The sequence below is a fragment of the Streptomyces sp. NPDC046805 genome, from assembly GCF_040645355.1.
Lineage (GTDB): Bacteria > Actinomycetota > Actinomycetes > Streptomycetales > Streptomycetaceae > Streptomyces.
Genome location: NZ_JBEYYC010000043.1, coordinates 27,452 through 44,848 on the forward strand (window position 1 = coordinate 27,452; position 17,397 = coordinate 44,848).

The 17,397-nt window shown below is 68.6% G+C and carries 17 protein-coding genes and 4 pseudogenes; 12 read left to right on the forward strand and 9 right to left on the reverse strand.

The features are described 5' to 3' along the window. Positions 1-95 precede the first annotated feature (95 nt). Positions 96-1,223, forward strand: a complete 1,128-nt coding sequence (locus tag ABZ910_RS32890) for a sensor histidine kinase (RefSeq protein WP_361372488.1) — start codon at positions 96-98, stop codon at positions 1,221-1,223. Continuing rightward, the gene (locus ABZ910_RS32895) at positions 1,220-1,882 is read left to right on the forward strand and encodes a response regulator transcription factor (protein WP_361372490.1); all 663 of its coding nucleotides are present in this window, start codon (positions 1,220-1,222) and stop codon (positions 1,880-1,882) included. Before ABZ910_RS32890 ends, ABZ910_RS32895 begins: the two co-directional genes overlap by 4 nt. Before the next feature lie 243 nt (positions 1,883-2,125). Here the strand turns inward: ABZ910_RS32895 and ABZ910_RS32900 are convergent. Continuing rightward, a pseudogene (locus ABZ910_RS32900) lies at positions 2,126-2,457 on the reverse strand (transposase); the annotation flags it as partial. 231 nt (positions 2,458-2,688) lie between these two features. Here ABZ910_RS32900 and ABZ910_RS32905 point away from each other — a divergent pair. Further along, entirely contained in the window at positions 2,689-5,295 is a 2,607-nt protein-coding gene (locus ABZ910_RS32905; protein ID WP_361372492.1) for an ATP/GTP-binding protein, read from the forward strand. A gap of 5 nt (positions 5,296-5,300) precedes the next feature. Continuing rightward, on the forward strand, positions 5,301-6,230 hold the full coding sequence (locus ABZ910_RS32910; protein ID WP_361372493.1) for a phosphotransferase: 930 nt from the start codon (positions 5,301-5,303) through the stop codon (positions 6,228-6,230). A gap of 156 nt (positions 6,231-6,386) precedes the next feature. On the opposite strand, the gene ABZ910_RS32915 is transcribed toward ABZ910_RS32910, so the two are convergent. From ABZ910_RS32915 to ABZ910_RS32935, 5 genes and pseudogenes are all read right to left on the reverse strand, one after another. Next, complete coding sequence (locus ABZ910_RS32915; RefSeq protein WP_361372495.1) at positions 6,387-6,632, reverse strand: integrase core domain-containing protein; 246 nt, start codon at positions 6,630-6,632, stop codon at positions 6,387-6,389. Between the two features lie 140 nt (positions 6,633-6,772). Continuing rightward, positions 6,773-7,114 carry an IS3 family transposase gene (locus ABZ910_RS32920; RefSeq protein WP_361372521.1) on the reverse strand — a complete coding sequence of 114 codons (342 nt, stop codon included), beginning with the start codon at positions 7,112-7,114 and terminating at the stop codon, positions 6,773-6,775. 238 nt (positions 7,115-7,352) lie between these two features. Then, positions 7,353-8,678, reverse strand: coding sequence for an IS110 family transposase (locus tag ABZ910_RS32925; RefSeq protein WP_361372497.1), 1,326 nt, complete (start codon positions 8,676-8,678; stop codon positions 7,353-7,355). Between the two features lie 231 nt (positions 8,679-8,909). Further along, positions 8,910-10,010 (reverse strand): IS110 family transposase, encoded by a 1,101-nt coding sequence (locus ABZ910_RS32930; RefSeq protein WP_361372499.1) that lies wholly within the window; start codon positions 10,008-10,010, stop codon positions 8,910-8,912. 256 nt (positions 10,011-10,266) lie between these two features. Continuing rightward, positions 10,267-10,617: pseudogene (locus ABZ910_RS32935) on the reverse strand (transposase); the annotation flags it as partial. A gap of 173 nt (positions 10,618-10,790) precedes the next feature. Between ABZ910_RS32935 and ABZ910_RS32940 the strand changes: the two are divergent. Genes ABZ910_RS32940 through ABZ910_RS32950 form a run of 3 tightly spaced genes read left to right on the forward strand, consistent with a single transcriptional unit; the run spans position 10,791 to position 11,332 of the window. After that, positions 10,791-10,949: a hypothetical protein gene (locus tag ABZ910_RS32940; protein ID WP_361372527.1), complete on the forward strand. Its 159-nt coding sequence runs from the start codon at positions 10,791-10,793 to the stop codon at positions 10,947-10,949. 38 nt (positions 10,950-10,987) lie between these two features. Next, positions 10,988-11,140 (forward strand): hypothetical protein, encoded by a 153-nt coding sequence (locus tag ABZ910_RS32945; RefSeq protein WP_361372501.1) that lies wholly within the window; start codon positions 10,988-10,990, stop codon positions 11,138-11,140. Positions 11,141-11,194: 54 nt separating this feature from the next. Next, on the forward strand, positions 11,195-11,332 hold the full coding sequence (locus tag ABZ910_RS32950) for a hypothetical protein (RefSeq protein WP_361372503.1): 138 nt from the start codon (positions 11,195-11,197) through the stop codon (positions 11,330-11,332). Positions 11,333-11,413: 81 nt separating this feature from the next. Here the strand turns inward: ABZ910_RS32950 and ABZ910_RS32955 are convergent, their stop codons facing one another. Further along, positions 11,414-11,770: a nuclear transport factor 2 family protein gene (locus tag ABZ910_RS32955; protein WP_361372505.1), complete on the reverse strand. Its 357-nt coding sequence runs from the start codon at positions 11,768-11,770 to the stop codon at positions 11,414-11,416. Positions 11,771-12,275: 505 nt separating this feature from the next. On the opposite strand from ABZ910_RS32955, the gene ABZ910_RS32960 reads away from it, so the two are divergent. Further along, a complete protein-coding gene (locus tag ABZ910_RS32960) occupies positions 12,276-12,464 on the forward strand; it encodes a hypothetical protein (protein WP_361372507.1) in 189 nt (62 codons plus the stop codon). A gap of 593 nt (positions 12,465-13,057) precedes the next feature. On the opposite strand, the gene ABZ910_RS32965 is transcribed toward ABZ910_RS32960, so the two are convergent. After that, the gene (locus ABZ910_RS32965) at positions 13,058-14,419 is read right to left on the reverse strand and encodes an MFS transporter (protein WP_361372509.1); all 1,362 of its coding nucleotides are present in this window, start codon (positions 14,417-14,419) and stop codon (positions 13,058-13,060) included. A gap of 225 nt (positions 14,420-14,644) precedes the next feature. Here ABZ910_RS32965 and ABZ910_RS32970 point away from each other — a divergent pair. After that, a pseudogene (locus ABZ910_RS32970) lies at positions 14,645-14,806 on the forward strand (helix-turn-helix domain-containing protein); the annotation flags it as partial. Positions 14,807-14,964: 158 nt separating this feature from the next. Here ABZ910_RS32970 and ABZ910_RS32975 read toward each other — a convergent pair. Further along, positions 14,965-15,849 carry a hypothetical protein gene (locus ABZ910_RS32975; protein WP_361372523.1) on the reverse strand — a complete coding sequence of 295 codons (885 nt, stop codon included), beginning with the start codon at positions 15,847-15,849 and terminating at the stop codon, positions 14,965-14,967. On the opposite strand from ABZ910_RS32975, the gene ABZ910_RS32980 reads away from it, so the two are divergent. The 3 genes and pseudogenes from ABZ910_RS32980 to ABZ910_RS32990 all read left to right on the forward strand — a co-directional run. Then, positions 15,734-15,994: a hypothetical protein gene (locus tag ABZ910_RS32980; protein WP_361372511.1), complete on the forward strand. Its 261-nt coding sequence runs from the start codon at positions 15,734-15,736 to the stop codon at positions 15,992-15,994. The genes ABZ910_RS32975 and ABZ910_RS32980 overlap by 116 nt on opposite strands. A 569-nt stretch (positions 15,995-16,563) precedes the next feature. After that, positions 16,564-16,869 (forward strand): hypothetical protein, encoded by a 306-nt coding sequence (locus ABZ910_RS32985; protein WP_361372513.1) that lies wholly within the window; start codon positions 16,564-16,566, stop codon positions 16,867-16,869. 265 nt (positions 16,870-17,134) lie between these two features. Further along, positions 17,135-17,397: pseudogene (locus tag ABZ910_RS32990) on the forward strand (hypothetical protein); the annotation flags it as partial.

The following is a 17,397-nucleotide window of genomic DNA, read 5'->3' on the forward strand; positions in this document are numbered from 1 at the left end:
TGTCGCAGGCGCCGCGCAGGTACTGCGTGTGCGGTAGGCGGCCGCTCGTCCGCGAGCGGGATTCGCCCTCAGCGACATCCGGCTAGGTTGCGCGCATGGACAAAGGACGGATCCGTGTCCCGGCTTGTGTCACTGACTGGGCGGTCGCTGCCGGGGTGGCGGCGCTGCTGCTGGGCACCGGGTGGTCCAGGGAGCACCCCGGCACGGGGCCCGATCTGCTCGGCTACATACTGCTGGCGGCCGGTGGCCTGGCGCTGGCCGCGCGCCGCCGGGCTCCGCTTGTTGTCCTGGCCGCCACCGGGCTGTGCGCGGTGGGGTATCTGGCGGCCGGTTTCGACGTGCTCGCCGTCTCGTACCTGGTCGCGGTGTACGCCGCAGTGCGGGCCGGGCACCGTGCCATCACGGTGGCGACGTCCGTGACCATGCTGGTCGCTCTGCACCTCACGGCCCTGGTCTTCCACGACGGGCCCGTGGGCGAGACGTTCGCGCAGGCCCGCGGCACCCTGGAGCTGGCTTGGCTGATCGCGGCCTTTGCCGCGGGGGAGGCTGTGCGGCAGGCCGAGCGACGGGCGGACGAAGCCGAGCGCACCCGGGAGGAGACCGCGCTGCGCCGCGCCGATGAGGAACGGCTGCACATAGCGCGGGAACTGCACGATTCGCTCACCCACCAGATCTCGATCATCAAGGTGCAGTCCGAAGTCGCCGTCCACCTGGCCCGACGGCGCGGCGAGCAGGTGCCGGAGACCCTGCTGGCGATCCAGGAGGCCGGACGTGAGGCGACTCGCGAACTGCGCGCGACCCTGCAAGCTCTGCGCAACGACGACGCCACCCCGCCCCGTGGGCTCGACCACATCCCGGAGCTGGTGGAGCGGGCCGGCAACACCGGCCTGAAGGCGACGCTGACCATCGAAGGACAGCGGCACGATGTGCCGGCCGCGGTGGGCCGGACCGCCTACCGGATCGTTCAGGAGTCGTTGACCAACATCGCCCGCCACGCCGACGCCGCCACGGCGTCGGTCCGGATCGACTGCCGGCCCGACGCCCTCGCGATACGCATCGACGACGACGGCAAGGCCACGCCGCACACCGCGCCGACGCCCGGCTTCGGGCTGCTCGGCATGCGCGAACGTGTCACCGCCCTCGGCGGCCGGCTGCGCGCCGAACCGCGCAGCGAGCGCGGCTTCACCGTCCAGGCCGAACTCCCCGTGGAGCAGATGTCATGATCCGCGTCCTGCTGGTCGACGACCAGCCGCTCATTCGCAGCGGATTCCGCGCGCTCCTCGACCTAGAAGACGACATCGAGGTGGTGGCCGAGGCCGCCGACGGGCAGGAGGGCCTGGTGCTGGCCAGGGAGCACCTGCCCGACATCGTGCTCATCGACATCCAGATGCCGATCATCGACGGCATCGAGGCCACCCGGCGCATCGCCGCCGACCCGGCCCTGGCCCGGGTGCACGTCGTCATTTTGACCAACTACGGCATGGACGAATACGTCTTCAACGCATTGCGCGCCGGCGCCGCCGGATTCCTCGTCAAGGACATCGTCCCCGAAGACCTCCTGCACGCCGTACGCGTCGCCGCCCGCGGCGACGCCCTGCTCGCACCGTCCATCACCCGAAAGCTGATCCACCGGTACGTCACCCAGCCGCTCCACACTCATACCGGAACCGGACTGGAAGAGCTGACCAACCGCGAACGCGAGGCTGTCACACTTGTCGCGCAGGGCCTGTCCAACAACGAGATCGCCGACCGCTTGGTGATCAGCCCACTGACCGCGAAAACCCACATCAACCGGGCCATGGCCAAGGTCCACGCCCGCGACCGCGCTCAACTCGTCGTCCTCGCCTACGAATCCGGCCTGGTAGCCCCCCGCAACTCCTGACATCCACGGTCCGAGTGCAGGCCTGCACATTCGACCGTATCTATCTGGCGGGCCGCTCGCCGGCCAGCGCGACCGAGAAGGCGCCCAGTTTCCGTGTGAACCGCTCTCACCACGACCGACTGCCCGCCGCTACACGGCACTTGATGTCCTCATCCTTCACGACGGGCCGAGCATCACCGCCCGTGAGGCACTCCAGCGCACTGCCTACGCGAACTCCTCCTGTGTCTACCGCTCGCGGCGGTGGTGGTCGGCAACGAACTGGAAGCGGTTCACCAGCGCGTCTCCCCGGCGAAATACTTCGCCGCCTTGCGCAGGATCTCGCGTTCCTCCTCCAGCTCGCGGACCTTCTTGCGCAGGGCCGCGTTCTCCGCCTCCAACGGCGTCGGTGGCTCGGTCGGCACCTCCGCCCGGCGTCCCCGCGGCCGGCTCGCGCCGGCTGCCCGGACCCGGTTCCGCAAGGTCTCGGGATTGATTCCCAGATCGGCGGCGACCTGCCGGATCGTCGCCTCGGGCCGCGACTGGTACAACGCGACCGCGTCCGCCTTGAACTGCGGCGGATAGTTCTTCATGACCACGAGATGTCCGTTCTCAGATCCTCAGGATCCAGTGTCTCGTGTGTCCAGGATCAAGGGTCAAGGCCCGGACTCCACGGTTGGCTCTTGCGGCTCAGGTTCGCACCGTGTGTAGATTTTTCCTTGACGTCGCATCAGGCCGACTGTTGCGCTGCACGGGTCAGTTTCATGGGACGGGGGTGCTGGGTGTCCGGGTCTGATCTACGTGCGTTGTTCCGGTCCAACGACCGCGAGTTGAAGGCCGTCGACTTCTTCGCCGACCGGCAGGGCGAGTGGGCGTCCGTCACGGAGAGCCTGGTTCGTCATACTGAACGGGTTCGTGCTCCCGGGTTCGACGTCGAGGACCTGGAAGCCCCGCGCCGCAATGTCCTGGTTTTTTACGGTGTTGGCGGCATAGGCAAGTCGACGCTATCCCGTGGTGTGGCCGACCGTCTCGCAGACGCGGCAACTGGCCGGGAGGACTGGCCGCCGCTGAATCCGAGCGTGGGTCGCGTACTGCCCGTCCGCATTGACCTCTCGCGCGAGACGGGGGCGGACGTAGAGTCTCTGATGCTAGCCCTACGGCTGGCGGTGGCGGACCTGGGCCATGCGATGCCTGCCTTCGATATCGCCTTCCAGCGCTACTGGCAGAGCACACACCCGGGCGAGCCGCTTGAGGAATATCTGCGGCGCCGGACGTGGTTCAGCCGGCTGCCTGGCTCCAACGTGTTGTCCCAACAGATGCAGTCGGTGCTCTCCGACGCCGCCCAGGTTCTGGCCTTACCTGGCACCACCGGTGCCCTGGTCGGTCTCGGCCTGCGGTCGCTGGTGGGTGCGCTGCGCGATCGACGTCACTGGGTGCGGACGCTGGCCGGTTGTCGGCGGTTGGCCGACCTGCTGGAGGCCGAGCCCAGCCAGGACACGCTCAGCTACTTCGCCCACCTGCTCGCCTGGGATCTGGAGCAGCTCCCGGAGCGGCACCGGGTCACGCCGGTCGTGCTGTTGGACACCTTCGAGGACGCCGGCCGCCGAGGACATCGGGACCTGGAGAAGCTGATCCAACGCGTCGTGTGGCTGATGCCGAATGCGCTGTTCGTTATCACCGGCCGGAACCGGTTGCAGTGGGCTGACGCGACTCTGGAGGGGCAGCTGGACTGGGCGGGTCCGGAGTGCTGGCCGCAGCTCGTCGGTGGTGTCCGCGAGGAACCTCGACAGCACACGGTCGGGTATCTGTCGGCCGAGGACTGCGATATCTACCTTTGCGAGCGGCTGACCATCGGCGGGGAGCCGCTGCTGGACGACCGCACGCGCTACTTGATCACCCGGAACTCCTACGGACTTCCGCTCTACCTCGACCTCGCCGTCATGCGGTTCCTGGACCTGTACCGCCGCAACGGACGCACCCCCGAGGTGCACGAATTCAATCTCGATTTCCCCGCCTTGGTCGCCCGGACCTTCCGCGACCTGCCGCCGGAGACACGACGGGTACTGCGCTCGGTGAGTCTGCTCGACGCTTTCTCGATCAGCCTGGCCACAGCTGCCTCCAGTCTGGATCACGACGCCCCTGCGATGGACCTGGTCGAGCGCCCCTTCGTCGATGCCGACCCGGCTGCGCCCTGGCCTTACCAGCTTCATGACCTGATCCGCGAGACGGTCCGGGAGGCAGACTCCACCAGTGAGGACCGCTGGAGCGACGCTGACTGGCAGCGGACAGCCCTGCGCGCCTTCCAAGCTCTGGGCGGCGAGACGGACCGAGACCGCACCCGGCTGGTGGCCTCCCTCCGCCAGGGGCTGCGGCTGGCGAACGACTACCGCCTTGACCTCGGCTGGCTGGAAGAGGCCGCCTTCCGCTACGTCGAGGACTTCCTCTGGGAACCCCTCGGTACGGCGGAAACCGATGTGAGCGACCTGGCCTCGATCACCACCCCGGCTCACGCGCTGTCGGTGACGCTGGCCGCGATCGCGGACCGGCAGAGCCGACACCGCAGCCTGACCGCCGAGACGCTGCGCGCGGTCCTCGCCTCCGGGCAACTGCCGGAGACATTGCGCGAATTGCCGCAGTACTTCCTCGCCGAGTGTGACCGGGACCTGGGCAATTTCCAAGCCTCCCTGGCGGGCATGCAGCAGGTCATCGACGTCGGAGGCCGATTGGCCGCGACGGCCGCCCGTGGGCAGGCCCACCTCGCACGCCGGGTGGGGCGATTCCCGCAGGTTCGCGCCGCCGCCGAGGCGCTGGGAACCGAGGGCCGGCGCGACCGTGTCCTGGGCGACCTGTGGTGGAGCCAGGGCACCATCGCCCTCGCCTGCTCCTCCTACGCCGCCAGCCGCGACGAGGCCCTGAGTACGGGACAGCCGGGCGAGGCGGCGCTGTCGCAGGCGTGCCTGGCCTTTGCCTCTGCCTTTCAGGACCGGCCCCGAGCCGCAGAACAGATCGCTCGGGCAAAGGAGTTGTTGGGACAGGCATCCATCCGCTGGGCAGAGATACAGGTGCAGATTGCCGTCCTGGTGCGGGATGCGGGCCTGGCATCGGATCTGCCGGAACGCGCGGAGCGGGTAGCCACCTTGGCGCAGGAAGCCGGACTGACCTCGTCCGTCGCTTACGCGCGCCTCGCTGGCTGCTTCCACGCCACCGTCCTCGACTCACCCTCCCTGTTGGAGGAGGCGCGGGATCGGCTGCGCACCTCGGTGAGGGGCGAGGAGTTCGCCTACCTGATGGAGCTCACCTACCTCATGGCAGGAGACCAGCCGCCTACGGAACTGCCCGCCGCGCAGTGGCTGGACGGCGTGCAGCAGACTCAAGCACGATGGGCGGCGCTCGTCGCCGACCGTCGGCGGGAAGTCTCAGCGAACAGAGGAGAATGACCCCGGTGGCGAACTACACCACGCTCGACCAGATCGACGTGCCCGTGCTGGCCGGCCGCTACGGCATCGAGCAGCCGAAGCTGACAGCCCTGGCCGGCGGCGCCGCCAACTCGAGCTTCCGCGTCGCCAGCCCGAGCGGGGAGTTCGTCCTCACGATCCTGGACAACCACGACGCCCACAGCGCTCAGCGACTGGCCGTGCACGCCCAGGCCCTGTTCCGTTTGGGCATCCCCACCATCGAGGTCGTGCCCGCCCGCGACGGTTCGCTGACCGTCCCGCTGGGCGACTCCACGGTAATCCTGAAGAGGTGGGTGGCCGGTGAGGTCATCGAACCGCTGCCGTTGGCACTGCTTCCGGACGCTGGCCGCGCCCTCGCGCAGCTCCACGCCATTGACCCCGCCTCGCCCGGCCTCGAAGACGTCCCAGTCGGCACCCGGCGCCTCTCCCCGGCCCACCTCGAACACATCCCGCAGTTCGAGGATCGCGCCTTCGCCGACTGGCTGACCACTGGACTGGACCGCGTCCGTACCGCCGAGGCCGGGACCCAGCGGCAGCGCAGGATCGTTCACGGCGACCTGTTCGCCGACAACCTCGTGGTCGGCGAGAAATCTCGGCTCACGATCCTGGATTGGGAGACGGTGTCCCTCGACGACCCCCTTCTCGACCTGGGCATGTCCGCCGTCGGCCTCGCCCAGGAGAACAACACACTCATTCCCTCGCGGGTGCGAGCGCTGGTCGACGGCTACCGCTCCGTCGTCCCCCTGGCCGGCGAGGACGTCGCCACGCTGCCGCTGGAGATCGAGCACGCCGCCTTGATCATCGCTTTCCACCGCTACTTCCGGCACAACGTCCGCTTCCCCAACCAGGAGAAGCGGACCATCCACCGCGCCTTGATCGACTTCGTGGACTCGATCGACGGCCCCGCCCTGCTCTGAACCGGCAGGGCGCGCCGAGGATCTGCCGCTACACCGGGAGGGGTCCGAGCGATGCTGGCGATGGCATGCACGTCTCGGTGCTGTGGCTCGATCTCAGGGAGCCCCGTCCTTCGGATTGAACTTGTTCCGCTTTGACGGACACCGTCGGTGTGGTGGTCAGGCTGCGGGTGCGGTCTGGTATTCGACCGGACTGCGGTAGCCGAGGCTGATGTGCAGCCGGTGCAAGTTGTACCAGCCCTCGATGAAGTCGAAGATCGCGGTGCGGGCGGCGGCCCGGCTTGGCCAGGTGGCGGTGTCGAGCAACTCCCTTTTGATGGTGGCGAAGAAGGACTCAGCGAGCGCGTTGTCCCAGCACTGCCCGGTGTGACCGACGGGCAGACGAAACCCGAACTCCGTTGCCATGGCGGCGAATTGCTGACTGGTGTACTGCCTGGGCAACCGCGATCCGAGTGAAAGATCACCGGCCGGGTGGGGCGACGCTGGTGGCAGGCTGACCGGAGAGCGTCCGCGACCAGTTCGGTCCGCAGGTGGTCGGCGGTGGATCAGCCGACCACGCGGCGGGAGGCGATGACGGTGGCCAGATAGAGCCGGCCTTCTTCGGTGGGAACGTAGGTGATGTCGCCGCACAAGCGGGCGTCGAGGCCGCCCGGGTCGGGAGCGAAGTCCCGGACGACGAGGTCGGGCCGGGCGGCGGCCCGCGGGTCGGGGATCGTCGGCAGCTGTCGTCGTCTGCGGTGCCGCCCCTGCAGCCTGGCGTTGCGCATCAGTCTGGCGATGCGGCGCCGTCCGCAGTCCTCGCCCTGTCGTTGCAGGACGGCGTGGATGCGTGGGACCCCGTAGGTTCCGCGGGAGTTCTCGTGGACTTCGGTGATCTTCTCGGTCAGCTCGGCGTCGCGGACCGCCCGCGGACCGGGCCTGCCGCTGCGGCGGGATAGAAGGCGGCTCGGGAGACCTGCAGCAGTTCACACGCGCGCTTGACGTTGTGACCGTCTCGCTTCTCCGCTTCGATGAACGGGTGCACCGTCACCGGGTCTCTTGATGCTGATCGGAAAATCGATGTGCGGAAGGGCAGGCGGAAGCATCCGGGCCGCTTGCGGACCGGATGTCGGTGAGACGGGACGGTCAGGCTGATGCCGGGCTGAGCGCGACTTGGTGGCCGAGGGCCTGGAGCTGGCGGACGAGGTCGCGGGTTTTGCGGGCGGGGTCGAGGTGACGGCGGTGCCAGTCGGCACCGAGCTCCTGGTAGGAGGCGTCCGGGTCGTTGATCAGGTGCCAGGCGATGACGAGTATCGAGCGGGCGACGGCGACCAGGGCTTTGGCATGGCCGCGGCGTTTGACGATGCGCCGGTAGCGGGCGCCGAGGAAGGTGTCGGTGCGGGCGGCGGCGTTGGCGGCCTCACCGAGAGCGCCCTTGAGCCAGGGGTTTCCCTGCCCGGTCGGCCCCGAGGTGTTCTTCGCTCCGGACTGGATGGTGCGGGGGCACAACTTGGCCCAGGACACCAGGTGTTCAGGGGTGGGGAAGCGGCTCATGTCCGCGCCGATCTCGGCGAGGATGATCTGCGCGGTCGTCGGCCCGATCCCGGGGACGGCGTCCAGCTTCCCGGCCAGAGTCCGCGCACTGACCGCGGCGGCCTCGTCCCCGGTGCATGTGCTGCCTGGTGGGGTGGTGATCTCCTCCAGCGTCAGGGCGATCAGCCGGTCGAGTTCGTCGATCTGTGCGGTGAGGTGGTCGACGGTGGACAGCAGCACCCGCAGCAGCCGGGCGTGGTGGTCTTCGAACTGCCCGGTCAGGGCCTCGATGAGGGCCGGCTTCTCCTTGACCAGGTTGCCCTTGGCGAGGTCGGCCAGGGTGCGCGGGTTACGTTCTCCGGCGACCAGCGCGTCGAGCATGGCCCGCCCGGACATGCCGAACAGGTCCGAGACGACGCCGGACAGTTTGATCTGCGCGTCCTGCAGGGCCTTGTCGACGCGGTGCTTGTGCCGGGTGCGTTCCTGGACGAACACGATGCGGGTGCGGGTGTAGTCCCGCAGCTGTCGCACCGGCTTCGGCGGGACGAACGAGGCGCGGACCATGCCGCGTTCGGCGAGCTTGGCCAGCCAGACCGCGTCCAGCTCGTCCGTCTTCGGGCGCCCGGGGACGTTCTTCACGTCACGGGCGTTGACGAGCCAGCAGTCCAGGCCGCGGGCCTCCAGCAAATAGAAGAACGGGCGCCAGTACGAGCCTGTCGCTTCCATGACCACCCGCTCGATGCCCTGGCATACGAGCCGGTCACCGAGTTCGAGGATCGTGTTCGTGGTCGAGGCGACCGTCCAGACCTTCTGAACACGTCGGCTTTCGATGGTGTCGTGCGGGACGCGCAGGCAGACCATCCCGGACGCCTTCGCGATGTCGATCGCCGCGACCCTGGCGACCGTCCCGTCGTCGTGGTCTTCTCCCAACTCCTCCATGACGTACCCCCTGGTGCGATGGTGCAGGCAGGGGCTGCCCGGGAAGCCAGAGGGGTAACGGAGAAGCTGATCGGCGTGCTCAAGGCGACAGTGTGCGGCCCCCTCGGACGGCTCCCTCACCAGACTCCTATGCGGGCTCACAGCCCAAACATCAAGCGCGTCGGCGGACAGCCCCTGTACCGATTTTCACGCCCGCGGGGCGTCACCGCAGGTGAACGGTCGACTCCTATGTCAAGCCGCCAGCTTCATGGGTGTCGTTGGTGCCGGGTCAAGGGACTGAACGGGGTCTGCTTGGTCGGCCAGGAGGGCTCGGTAGACACGGTCTGAGATGCGGCGCCGTAGTAGACGCAAGGCCTCTGTCTTGGTCTTGCCGACGGTGAGTTGCTTGGCGAAGTAAGCTGCTCCTTCGCCGTCACCTCGAACCTGGGTCACCGCGATCATGTGGAGTGCGTGGTTCACGGTGCGGTTGCCGCCCCGGTTGAGTCGTACGCGGACCTTGTTGCCTGACCAGACGGGGATCGGCGCGGTGCCGTTGAACCGAGCGAAGGCGGCCTTGGAAGTGAACCGGGTGGCATCGGCGGTCTCTCCGATGAGTACTGCAGCGCCGAGGATTCCACAGCCTGGGATGGCCAGCAGGTGCGGTACCTGGACAGCGACCAGGCGACGGATCTGGCCCTCCAGTGCATCGACGCGCTCGGACAGTCTGCGGCAGTCCGCGACCAGCTCAGCGGCGATGGCAGCTATCGTGCCGCGGTGCTCGGTCAGGGCCTGAGCGAGCTGGTCCAAGAGGCACACTCGACGCAGGCCGCGCGAGGCGACGGCGAGTTCCGGGTCGAGCTCGTGCAGGAACCAGCGCAGCTTATTGCCGATGGCGGTGCGCTGAGCGACCAGGGTCCGCCGGTGGTCGACCAGCAGTTTGATGCCCCGGCTCGGACCGTCCAACGACGCCTTGGGCAGGTCGGGTTCACGCAGCGCGACGCGGGCAACTGCCTCGGCGTCGATCGGGTCGGACTTGCCACGCTCGCGGGCCGAGCGACGGGCCCCGGCCATCAGCCGGGTGTGGACCCGCACCACCGCATGGCCGCTGTTCAGCAGATCCGCCTCGAACCGGCGGGTCAGATGTCGGCAGTCTTCGACCGCCACCAGCACCGGCCCGAAGTCGCGCAGCCAGGCCAGCGCCTTGAGATGGCCGGCTGGCCGGGCGGTCACGGTCAGCTCGGCCAGCCGCTTCCCGAGCGGATCGACCGCCACCAGCGTGTGGCTGTTCTTGTGTCCGTCTACTCCGACGACGATCAACGTTCCTCCCTGCGACGATGCCGGGCGTTCGGGCAATCATCCGGCGTCGGGGGCACGCCTCAATCGGGCCAGTGGCACGCTCCTATCAAGCCACACCGCACCGGACGGCCTGCGACCGGCGGGCGGCACATCGCCGACAAGCCACCGCCTCGCGGGGGCAGCGAAGAAACGAGCCAGCCCACCGATCGGCAGGATCCTGCCACCGGAAGACGGCACATCAAGGGCAAGCCACCAAAGACGACTTCGGCCCGCGTCCACCCGCCGATCGCCAACAGCCCGACATTGACGCGAAGAAAGCCGTGGCCCGCTTGAGGATCTCCACGTCCTCCCGCAGCCGCCGGTTCTCCCGCCGCAACGCAGCCAGCTCCTCACGTTCGCTGCTGGTCAGCCCGTCGCGCTCGCCCGCGTCGACCTCGGCCTGGCTGACCCACAGCCTCACCGCGGCCTCGGTCAGGTCGAAGTTCCTGGCGACTTGACCCGCCGAGCGGTCACCGCGCCGGCACAGCTCGACGACCTCGGCTTTGAACTCCGGCGTGAACGAACGGCGAGGCCGAGGCTCTTCTTCCCCATGCTCTCCATGATGGACATCCTCTCGGGGCAGAGCCCCTGATCTCAGATGTCCGTCAAAGCGGATCAAGCCCATAGAACCCAAGAACTCACAGCGATGTCCAATGCGGCCGTTGGCCGCTCAGGTCATCCCGAGGCACTCGAATAGCGGGCATGGCGGCGGCGGGCTACGTTCCACAAGCTTCTTTCAAACGGGGGCGGAGAGGGAGATACCTGTGCCGAACGCGGGTCGTATCGATGTGCACACGCATGTGGGAGCAGGGGGCGCACATCTACCCGGCCCGTACGCAGCTGGACTACAAGCAGAAGTGGGCGCCCGACACGGTGCTCCCCGAATACATCGCCTTCCAGCACGGTGCGAGCCTGCCGGCGCTGGTGCACTTCTTCCGGGCGTGCAACGCGGTCTGAGCGGGGCGGGTGGAGGCGACCGGGAGGGGGTGAGGAGGATGGACGAGCTGTCGCAGGAGATCGAGGCGCAGGGGCAGCGCGTCGTGGAGCTGTTCACGGCGTGCGCGGCCGCACCGGACGATCTGGCGGCCGCGGAGCGGGCCGATGCCGGGCTGGCACGGCTGGACGAGCTGCTGAACGCCTCCGCGTGAGCTGCCGGACGCCTCCGGCGCCGCGCCGCCAGATCATGGCTCGTCAGCGGCTCGTTGGAGTGCGGTGTCAGCGACGGCACCTGGCGGCGGTTCTCCCCCGGCAACACCCAGCTGGTGGAGGACACCGAGGGCAAGGGGCACGCCGCCAAGGCCCTGGAGGACTGCGTCATGATCGTCTCGCAGCTGGACTGACCGAGCCGCGAGCGCGCGGACGTCGATGCCCTGGGGGGCAGGCCGTTCGGCCCGCGCCCTCGCGTGTTCTGAAGCCGGCGTTCAGCCCTTGACGTAGCCGAAGCTCTCCACGATCTGCCCGCCGGAGAGCCGGTGAACGTTGACACCGCGGACGAAGTCCCCCGGGGCGCCGCCCCAGCGCAGCGTCCAGCGCACGACGGAGCGGTCACCGGCCACCCACATCTCCTCGACGATGAAGTCGGCCCCCTCGTTGGCGGCGATCGCCGTCCAGAAGGCCAGACATTCGTCGTAACCGGCGTGGCGCGAGCCGTCCGGAGCGGGGCCGGAGTTCTCCAGTCGACAGTCCGGGGCAATCACGTCTTTCAGCAGGCTGGGGTCGTGGGTCTGGAAGGCCTGGTTGAACTGCTCGATAACCTTGCGGGTCTGCTCGTCGGACATGGCGGGGCACCCTCATTTCTGCGTTCCGGTCCCGTTCCGAACGGGACACCTTGGAAAGTCACATCGGCTGGACGGCGTGGTAGTCCAAGCTGGCCGGCGAGGAAGTCAGCGGAAAGTCAGTGGCCGCGACCCACGGTCGATGTATGACCAACGCGGACAACGCGCCACTCGGATTGGCCTACGAACAGGCCATCGAATATCTGACGGGTCTCGCGGAACGCCCGGTGGGGGCGACCGCGGGCACGGAACATTTGCTGAAAATGTTCGGAGGCCCGTTGCCCGCCGGGCCGGTTTCCCCCTCGGACACCATCGAGCTGCTCGGGCGGGCCGCCACCGAGGGCGGTATACCCACCGCCAACGGGCCGCGTTACTTCGGCTATGTCACCGGCGGCACGCTGCCCGCGGCCATCGCCGCGGACGGCTGGTCTCCGCCTGGGACCAGACCGCCAGCCTCTACAACCTCTCCCCCGCCATCGCTGTCGCGGAGCACGTCGCCGCGCAGTGGATGCTGGAATTGCTGGGGCTGCCGGAGCGCGCCTCGGTGGGCTTCCCCACAGGTTGCACCGTGGCGCATCTGACGTCGCTGGCCGCGGCGCGGCACAAGCTGCTCGCGAAGGCCGGCTCGGATGTCGAGCGCGACGGGCTGACCGGCGCCCCGAGGTGCACATCGTGGCCGGCGCCCAGCATCACATGACCATTGATCTGGCCGCCCGCTATCTCGGGTTCGGCTCCGGCCGGATCCACAACGTGCCGGTGGACGACAAGGGCCGCAAGATCCCGGCCGAGCTGGAGCGGGCCCTCGCGCCGCTGAGCGGGCCGACCATCGTGTGGTCACGAGGTCGCCGCCGGACGCGAGGAGTGTGGCCAGCAGCGTCTGCTGCATGGCGCCGCCGAGCCGTACCGCAGAGCGGTTCTTTCTTATTTCGATGCAGCCCAGGACCGAGAACAGCAACACCGCGAACCCCTTTACTACCCACCAAGTTGGAAAGTTACCTGCCGCCGTGCTGGTTTTCCGTTAGACAAGTCGATCGGATTCGTACATGAAACTCATCGGACCGATCAGTCCGTCATCCTAAGGGGTTCGATTTTCACGCGTCAACGACACTGGTCCACAAAACCTCCACATATCAAGGCGTGCAATCCGGCGTTTCCGCATGCGAATACCAGGTGCAATGTTCATTCGCGCGAAAGGTCGTGTAACGCAATGGCGGATGCGGGGGAACCGAAAATCTCACTCACTGCGTTACACGGCCGTACCGGGGGCCGCGACCGTGGTCGCGGCCGGAATTACGCCGTTTGCTGCCGGTGGCGCACCGCACCCGCCAGCGCGACGAGGGTCACGGCCACGGTGATCGCCGTGACGGTCCACAGGCCGGCCCGGTAGGGAACCAGGCCGCCTCCGGAGGTCAGGGAGAAGACGGTCGCGGTGATCGCGATGACGATGCCGTTGCCGATCTGCGCACCGGCGTTGAACAGGCCGGAGGCCAGGCCCTGTTCATCGGCGCCGGCGCTGCCGACCGCGGCGATGTTCAGCGCAGGGTAGACGGCGGCGAACCCGAGGCCGCCGAGCAGCTGCTGGGCGAAGAGGGTGACCAGCGGGTCGACGTGCCCCAGCAGCAGCACCCAGCCGAGGTAGCCGACGCTCAGCATGACCAGGCCGACCGTGGCCGCCGGCCAAGCCCCGTACTTGGTCACCAGCGCCGCGCCGTAGCGGGCGGTAGCGGCGGTGAGGACACCGCCGAGCAGGAAGGCGAGGCCGGCCTGGAGCGGCGACCAGTCGAGCCTGTCCTGGTAGTAGAGGGTCAGCACGAACTGGAAGGAGACGTAGGCGCCGAAGAACAGCATGCAGAGGTTGGCGCGGGTCAGCTGCGGCCGGGTGAAGATGGCCAGCGGCACCAGCGGCGCGGAGTGCCTGCGCTCCACCATGGCGAACACCGGGAAGAGCACGGCGGCGACCACGAGCGCACCGAGGGTGACGGAGTCGCCCCAGCCGTGGCTGGCCGCGCGGCTCAGACCGTAGACGAGCGACACCGCGCCGCCGGTCACCGTGAGGGCGCCCAGCACGTCGACGCTGCCCCGCCGGGTCTCCTGCTGCTGCCCGGGCACGACGGAGGCGGCGACGAGCGCGACCAGCAGGCCGACCACGGCGGGCAGGAACAGGATCAGCCGCCAGGACACGCCGGCCATCACGCCGCCGAGCAGCAGGCCGAGGGAGTATCCGGCGGAGGCGACGGCGAGGAAGGTGCCGAGTGCACGGTTGCGTGCCTGCTCGTCCCGGAAGGCGTTCAGCAGGATCGCCATGGCGGCCGGCGCGGTGATGCCCGCGCTGACCCCCTTCAGAAGACGGGCGACGACCAGCACCACTCCGCTGTCGGCTAAGCCGCCCAGGCAGCTGGCGACCACGAACACCAGCAGCCAGCCGATCAGCAGCTTCTTGCGGTTGAAGAGGTCGGCCAGGCGCCCGCCGAGCAGCAGGAAGCCGCCGAAGCCGAGCGCGTAGGCGGAGACCACCCACTGGAGCGCGGAGGCGGACATCCCCAGGTCCTTCTGGACCAGGGGCAGCGCCGGACCCATGCTCGCGATGTCCATCGCGTCGAGGAACTGAACCGCGCACACCACGATCAGCAGCAGCGGAAGGCTCTTGACCACGGGTGGGGCCGTGGCTGCCGGTACAACCCGCGCGGAGGGCGGGGAGGTGGAAGAGGCCTCGGTCATGATCAAAAACTCCGATCGGACTCAACGTCAGGAGCGGTGGCCGAATTATGGACCGATCAGTCCCGGACTGATCGGTCCATTTCTAGCGCCCAGGAAGGCCCCTGTCAAACGTATGCTTGGGGCGGCGGACTGCGGGGGCAGCGGGAAGGAGAACCAGAGATGGCGCGAACACCCAGGCCAGGCACCAGACGGACGATCCTCAGTACCGCGTCCAGGCTCTTCGGTGAGCAAGGTGTCCGGGCCGTGGGCATGCAGCAGCTGATCGACGAGAGCGGTGTCGGCAAGAGCCTGATGTACCGCGAGTTCGCCGGGAAGGACGAGCTGGTCGCCGCCTGGATCCGCGAGAGCGACGTGGAGTGGTGGCGCACGGCACGCGAGGTCACCGAGCCCCACCAGGGCGACCCCGCCCGTCAGATCATGGCTCTGATGGAGTTCTTCTACAAGAGCGTGCAGTCACCGGACTTCCACGGCTGCATCTACTACAACACCTCCTCCGAGTTCCGGGACCCCGCGCACCCGGGCCGCAGAGAGTCGGAACGGCATCTGCGGAAGCTGCGTGACTGGCTTTGCGACCTGGGCGCCCTCGCGGGGGCGGCCGAGGCCGAGGACATGGCCGACGCGCTGATGCTCGTCATCGCCGGCCTGCTCTCCAACGCCGAGGTCCTGGGCGCCGGGGGTCCGCCGCGGATGGCGCTGAAGACCGCGGAACTGCTCGTCCGCCAGTACTGCCCGAGCGGTGTGGAGACGGCCGCGGCCTGATCGCACGACAACGCCCCGCGGCGCCCCGGCGCCGCGGGGCGTTGGGGCGTTGGGGCGTTGGGGCACGAACGACCTGCCGGGACCGCTGGGGGCCCGGGCCTTAGGGTTCCGGCCGGTCGGAAACCTGCTGTCCGCCCACCCGATGCGGGCGCGCCGGCCGGACCGCCACGCCGTGCTCCTCGTACCCGTCGTTGTAGACGAAGGACGTGGGCAGACGGTCGTGGACCTGGTAGTCGCTCCGGATCCGCCCGTCCGTGCCGAGCACGAGGAGGTCCTGCCCGCTCATCTCCATCTCGCCGGTGGCCTGCGCCACCATCACCCATTTGAAACGGACCACGTTGTGGTGCCCGTCGGCGTTGTGGGTGGAACGGAAGACGTATCCCAGCGGGTCGTAGATGGTGTGCGTGTAAACCATCTGGTCGATGATCGCCGCGTGGCCGCGGACGGCTCTGCCGGGTCGTGCCCTGCTCGGCCAGCATCATCCGCAGCATGGCGGGGGCCGCCCACAGGAGGGTGACCGCGTGCCGCTCGATGAGCCGGGTGGCCTCGTCCGCGATGAACCTGCGCATGATGACGGTGGTGGCGCCGGTGTTGAAGGAGTGCATGAACCAGCCGAAGCCGGCGGTGTGCAGGCCGGGGAAGCAGCTCAGGCCCCGGTCCTCGGTACGCCAGTCGATCCAGTCCACACCCGCCGCGCGAGTCGGCGATAAAGGTGAAGAAGGTGCGCTGGGCGAGAGGCAGCCGTCGTAGGTGATACCGAAGGCGTTCAACGCGGTCTTCCAACCGCTGGTCCAGCGGGCCTGGCCGTGCGTGCCGGTGTATGCCGTGCTCAGGAAGGGGACCGACGCCTACAAGGGGTAGCTGTCGTCTGCGACACCGATGACTGTCGTGACTCGTAACTGCTGCACGTCCACAGCAGGTTGGGGCGATCCCCGCGGGCGCTGGGACGACGTGAACGCCGAGACGACCGCGAGCGTGCGCCGCGGACGATCCCCGCGGGTGCGGGGGCGACGATGCACTCGCGGTCCCCCATCAGTTCCAGGCCGGACGATCCCCGCGGGTGCGGGGACGACCAGGGGGGGCGACGGCCGGGCCGGGGTGGTGTGCGGACGATCCCCGCAAGCGCACGGACAAGGTAGCCGCTCACCTCCGGTGACTGTGCATCACACCTGTGACCGGAGTGGATGCGGTATTCGGCACGCACATGTTGTCAAGCTCCACGAGCGCATCGCCGCCGGGGCCGCCTCGCTGGCGGGGCCGAGTGGGAACCGGCCCGAGCGCACGCCGTGGCAGGTGCCGTCGCCGGCCACCCTGACGCCGTGATCGCGCTGGACGCAGGCCCCACCCGTTACACCGGCCACCAGTACCTGGCCGCGGTTCGCGCCGCACTGGGTCGCTGCCGTGAGGTGGCCTGCATCCTGTCCTCCACCCGACGCGAGATGTCACTGGCCGTCCTACGGCGACGCTGCATGGCCGGCAAGGGCCGCTCCCGGATCACCGGCGGGCACGGCTTCCCCGCCCCTTGGCTCGACGGCCCCGGCACCCGCATGGCCGCGGCGTGGACGCTCTGCACCAGCGGCGAGGCTCCGGCCCGGGCCGCAACGCAACTGCTCCGACTCGGTTGATCACGGCACGGCCAACGCAACAGATTCACAGATATCGACATTTACTCCCCACGTCGTGGGTAACTGTCCACGAGATCGGCCCCCCCCACTGGACGAAGTGACCTACGCGGAGCGGGAATTACTGAAGAGGTGGGACGTGATCTGGGTACTTCTGGTGCACGACGAGCGTCTGCTGCGCTCGGCCCTTGCGGAGCGGTTGGCGCGAGAAGAGGATCTGGATGTCTTTCACACCCCGTGGGGCACGGCGCCGGGCCGTGCGCGAAGCGTGTGTCCGGACGTCTGCGTGGCTGATCTGAACTGCTCCGACCCGTACGACATGACTCCTCTGGGGGAGCTTCCGATACGGCCCCGCGGCCGCGGACACAGGAGCGCCGACAGGAACGGACACGAGAACGGGACCCGGACCGAGAAGGGCGGCCGGCACCTGCCCGGTCCCAGACCCTGCCGGCTGCTGGTGCTCGCCACCGCGAACAAGCCGGGCCCGCTGCGGCGCGCGGTCGAGGCGCATGCCCTCGGTTATGTCAACAA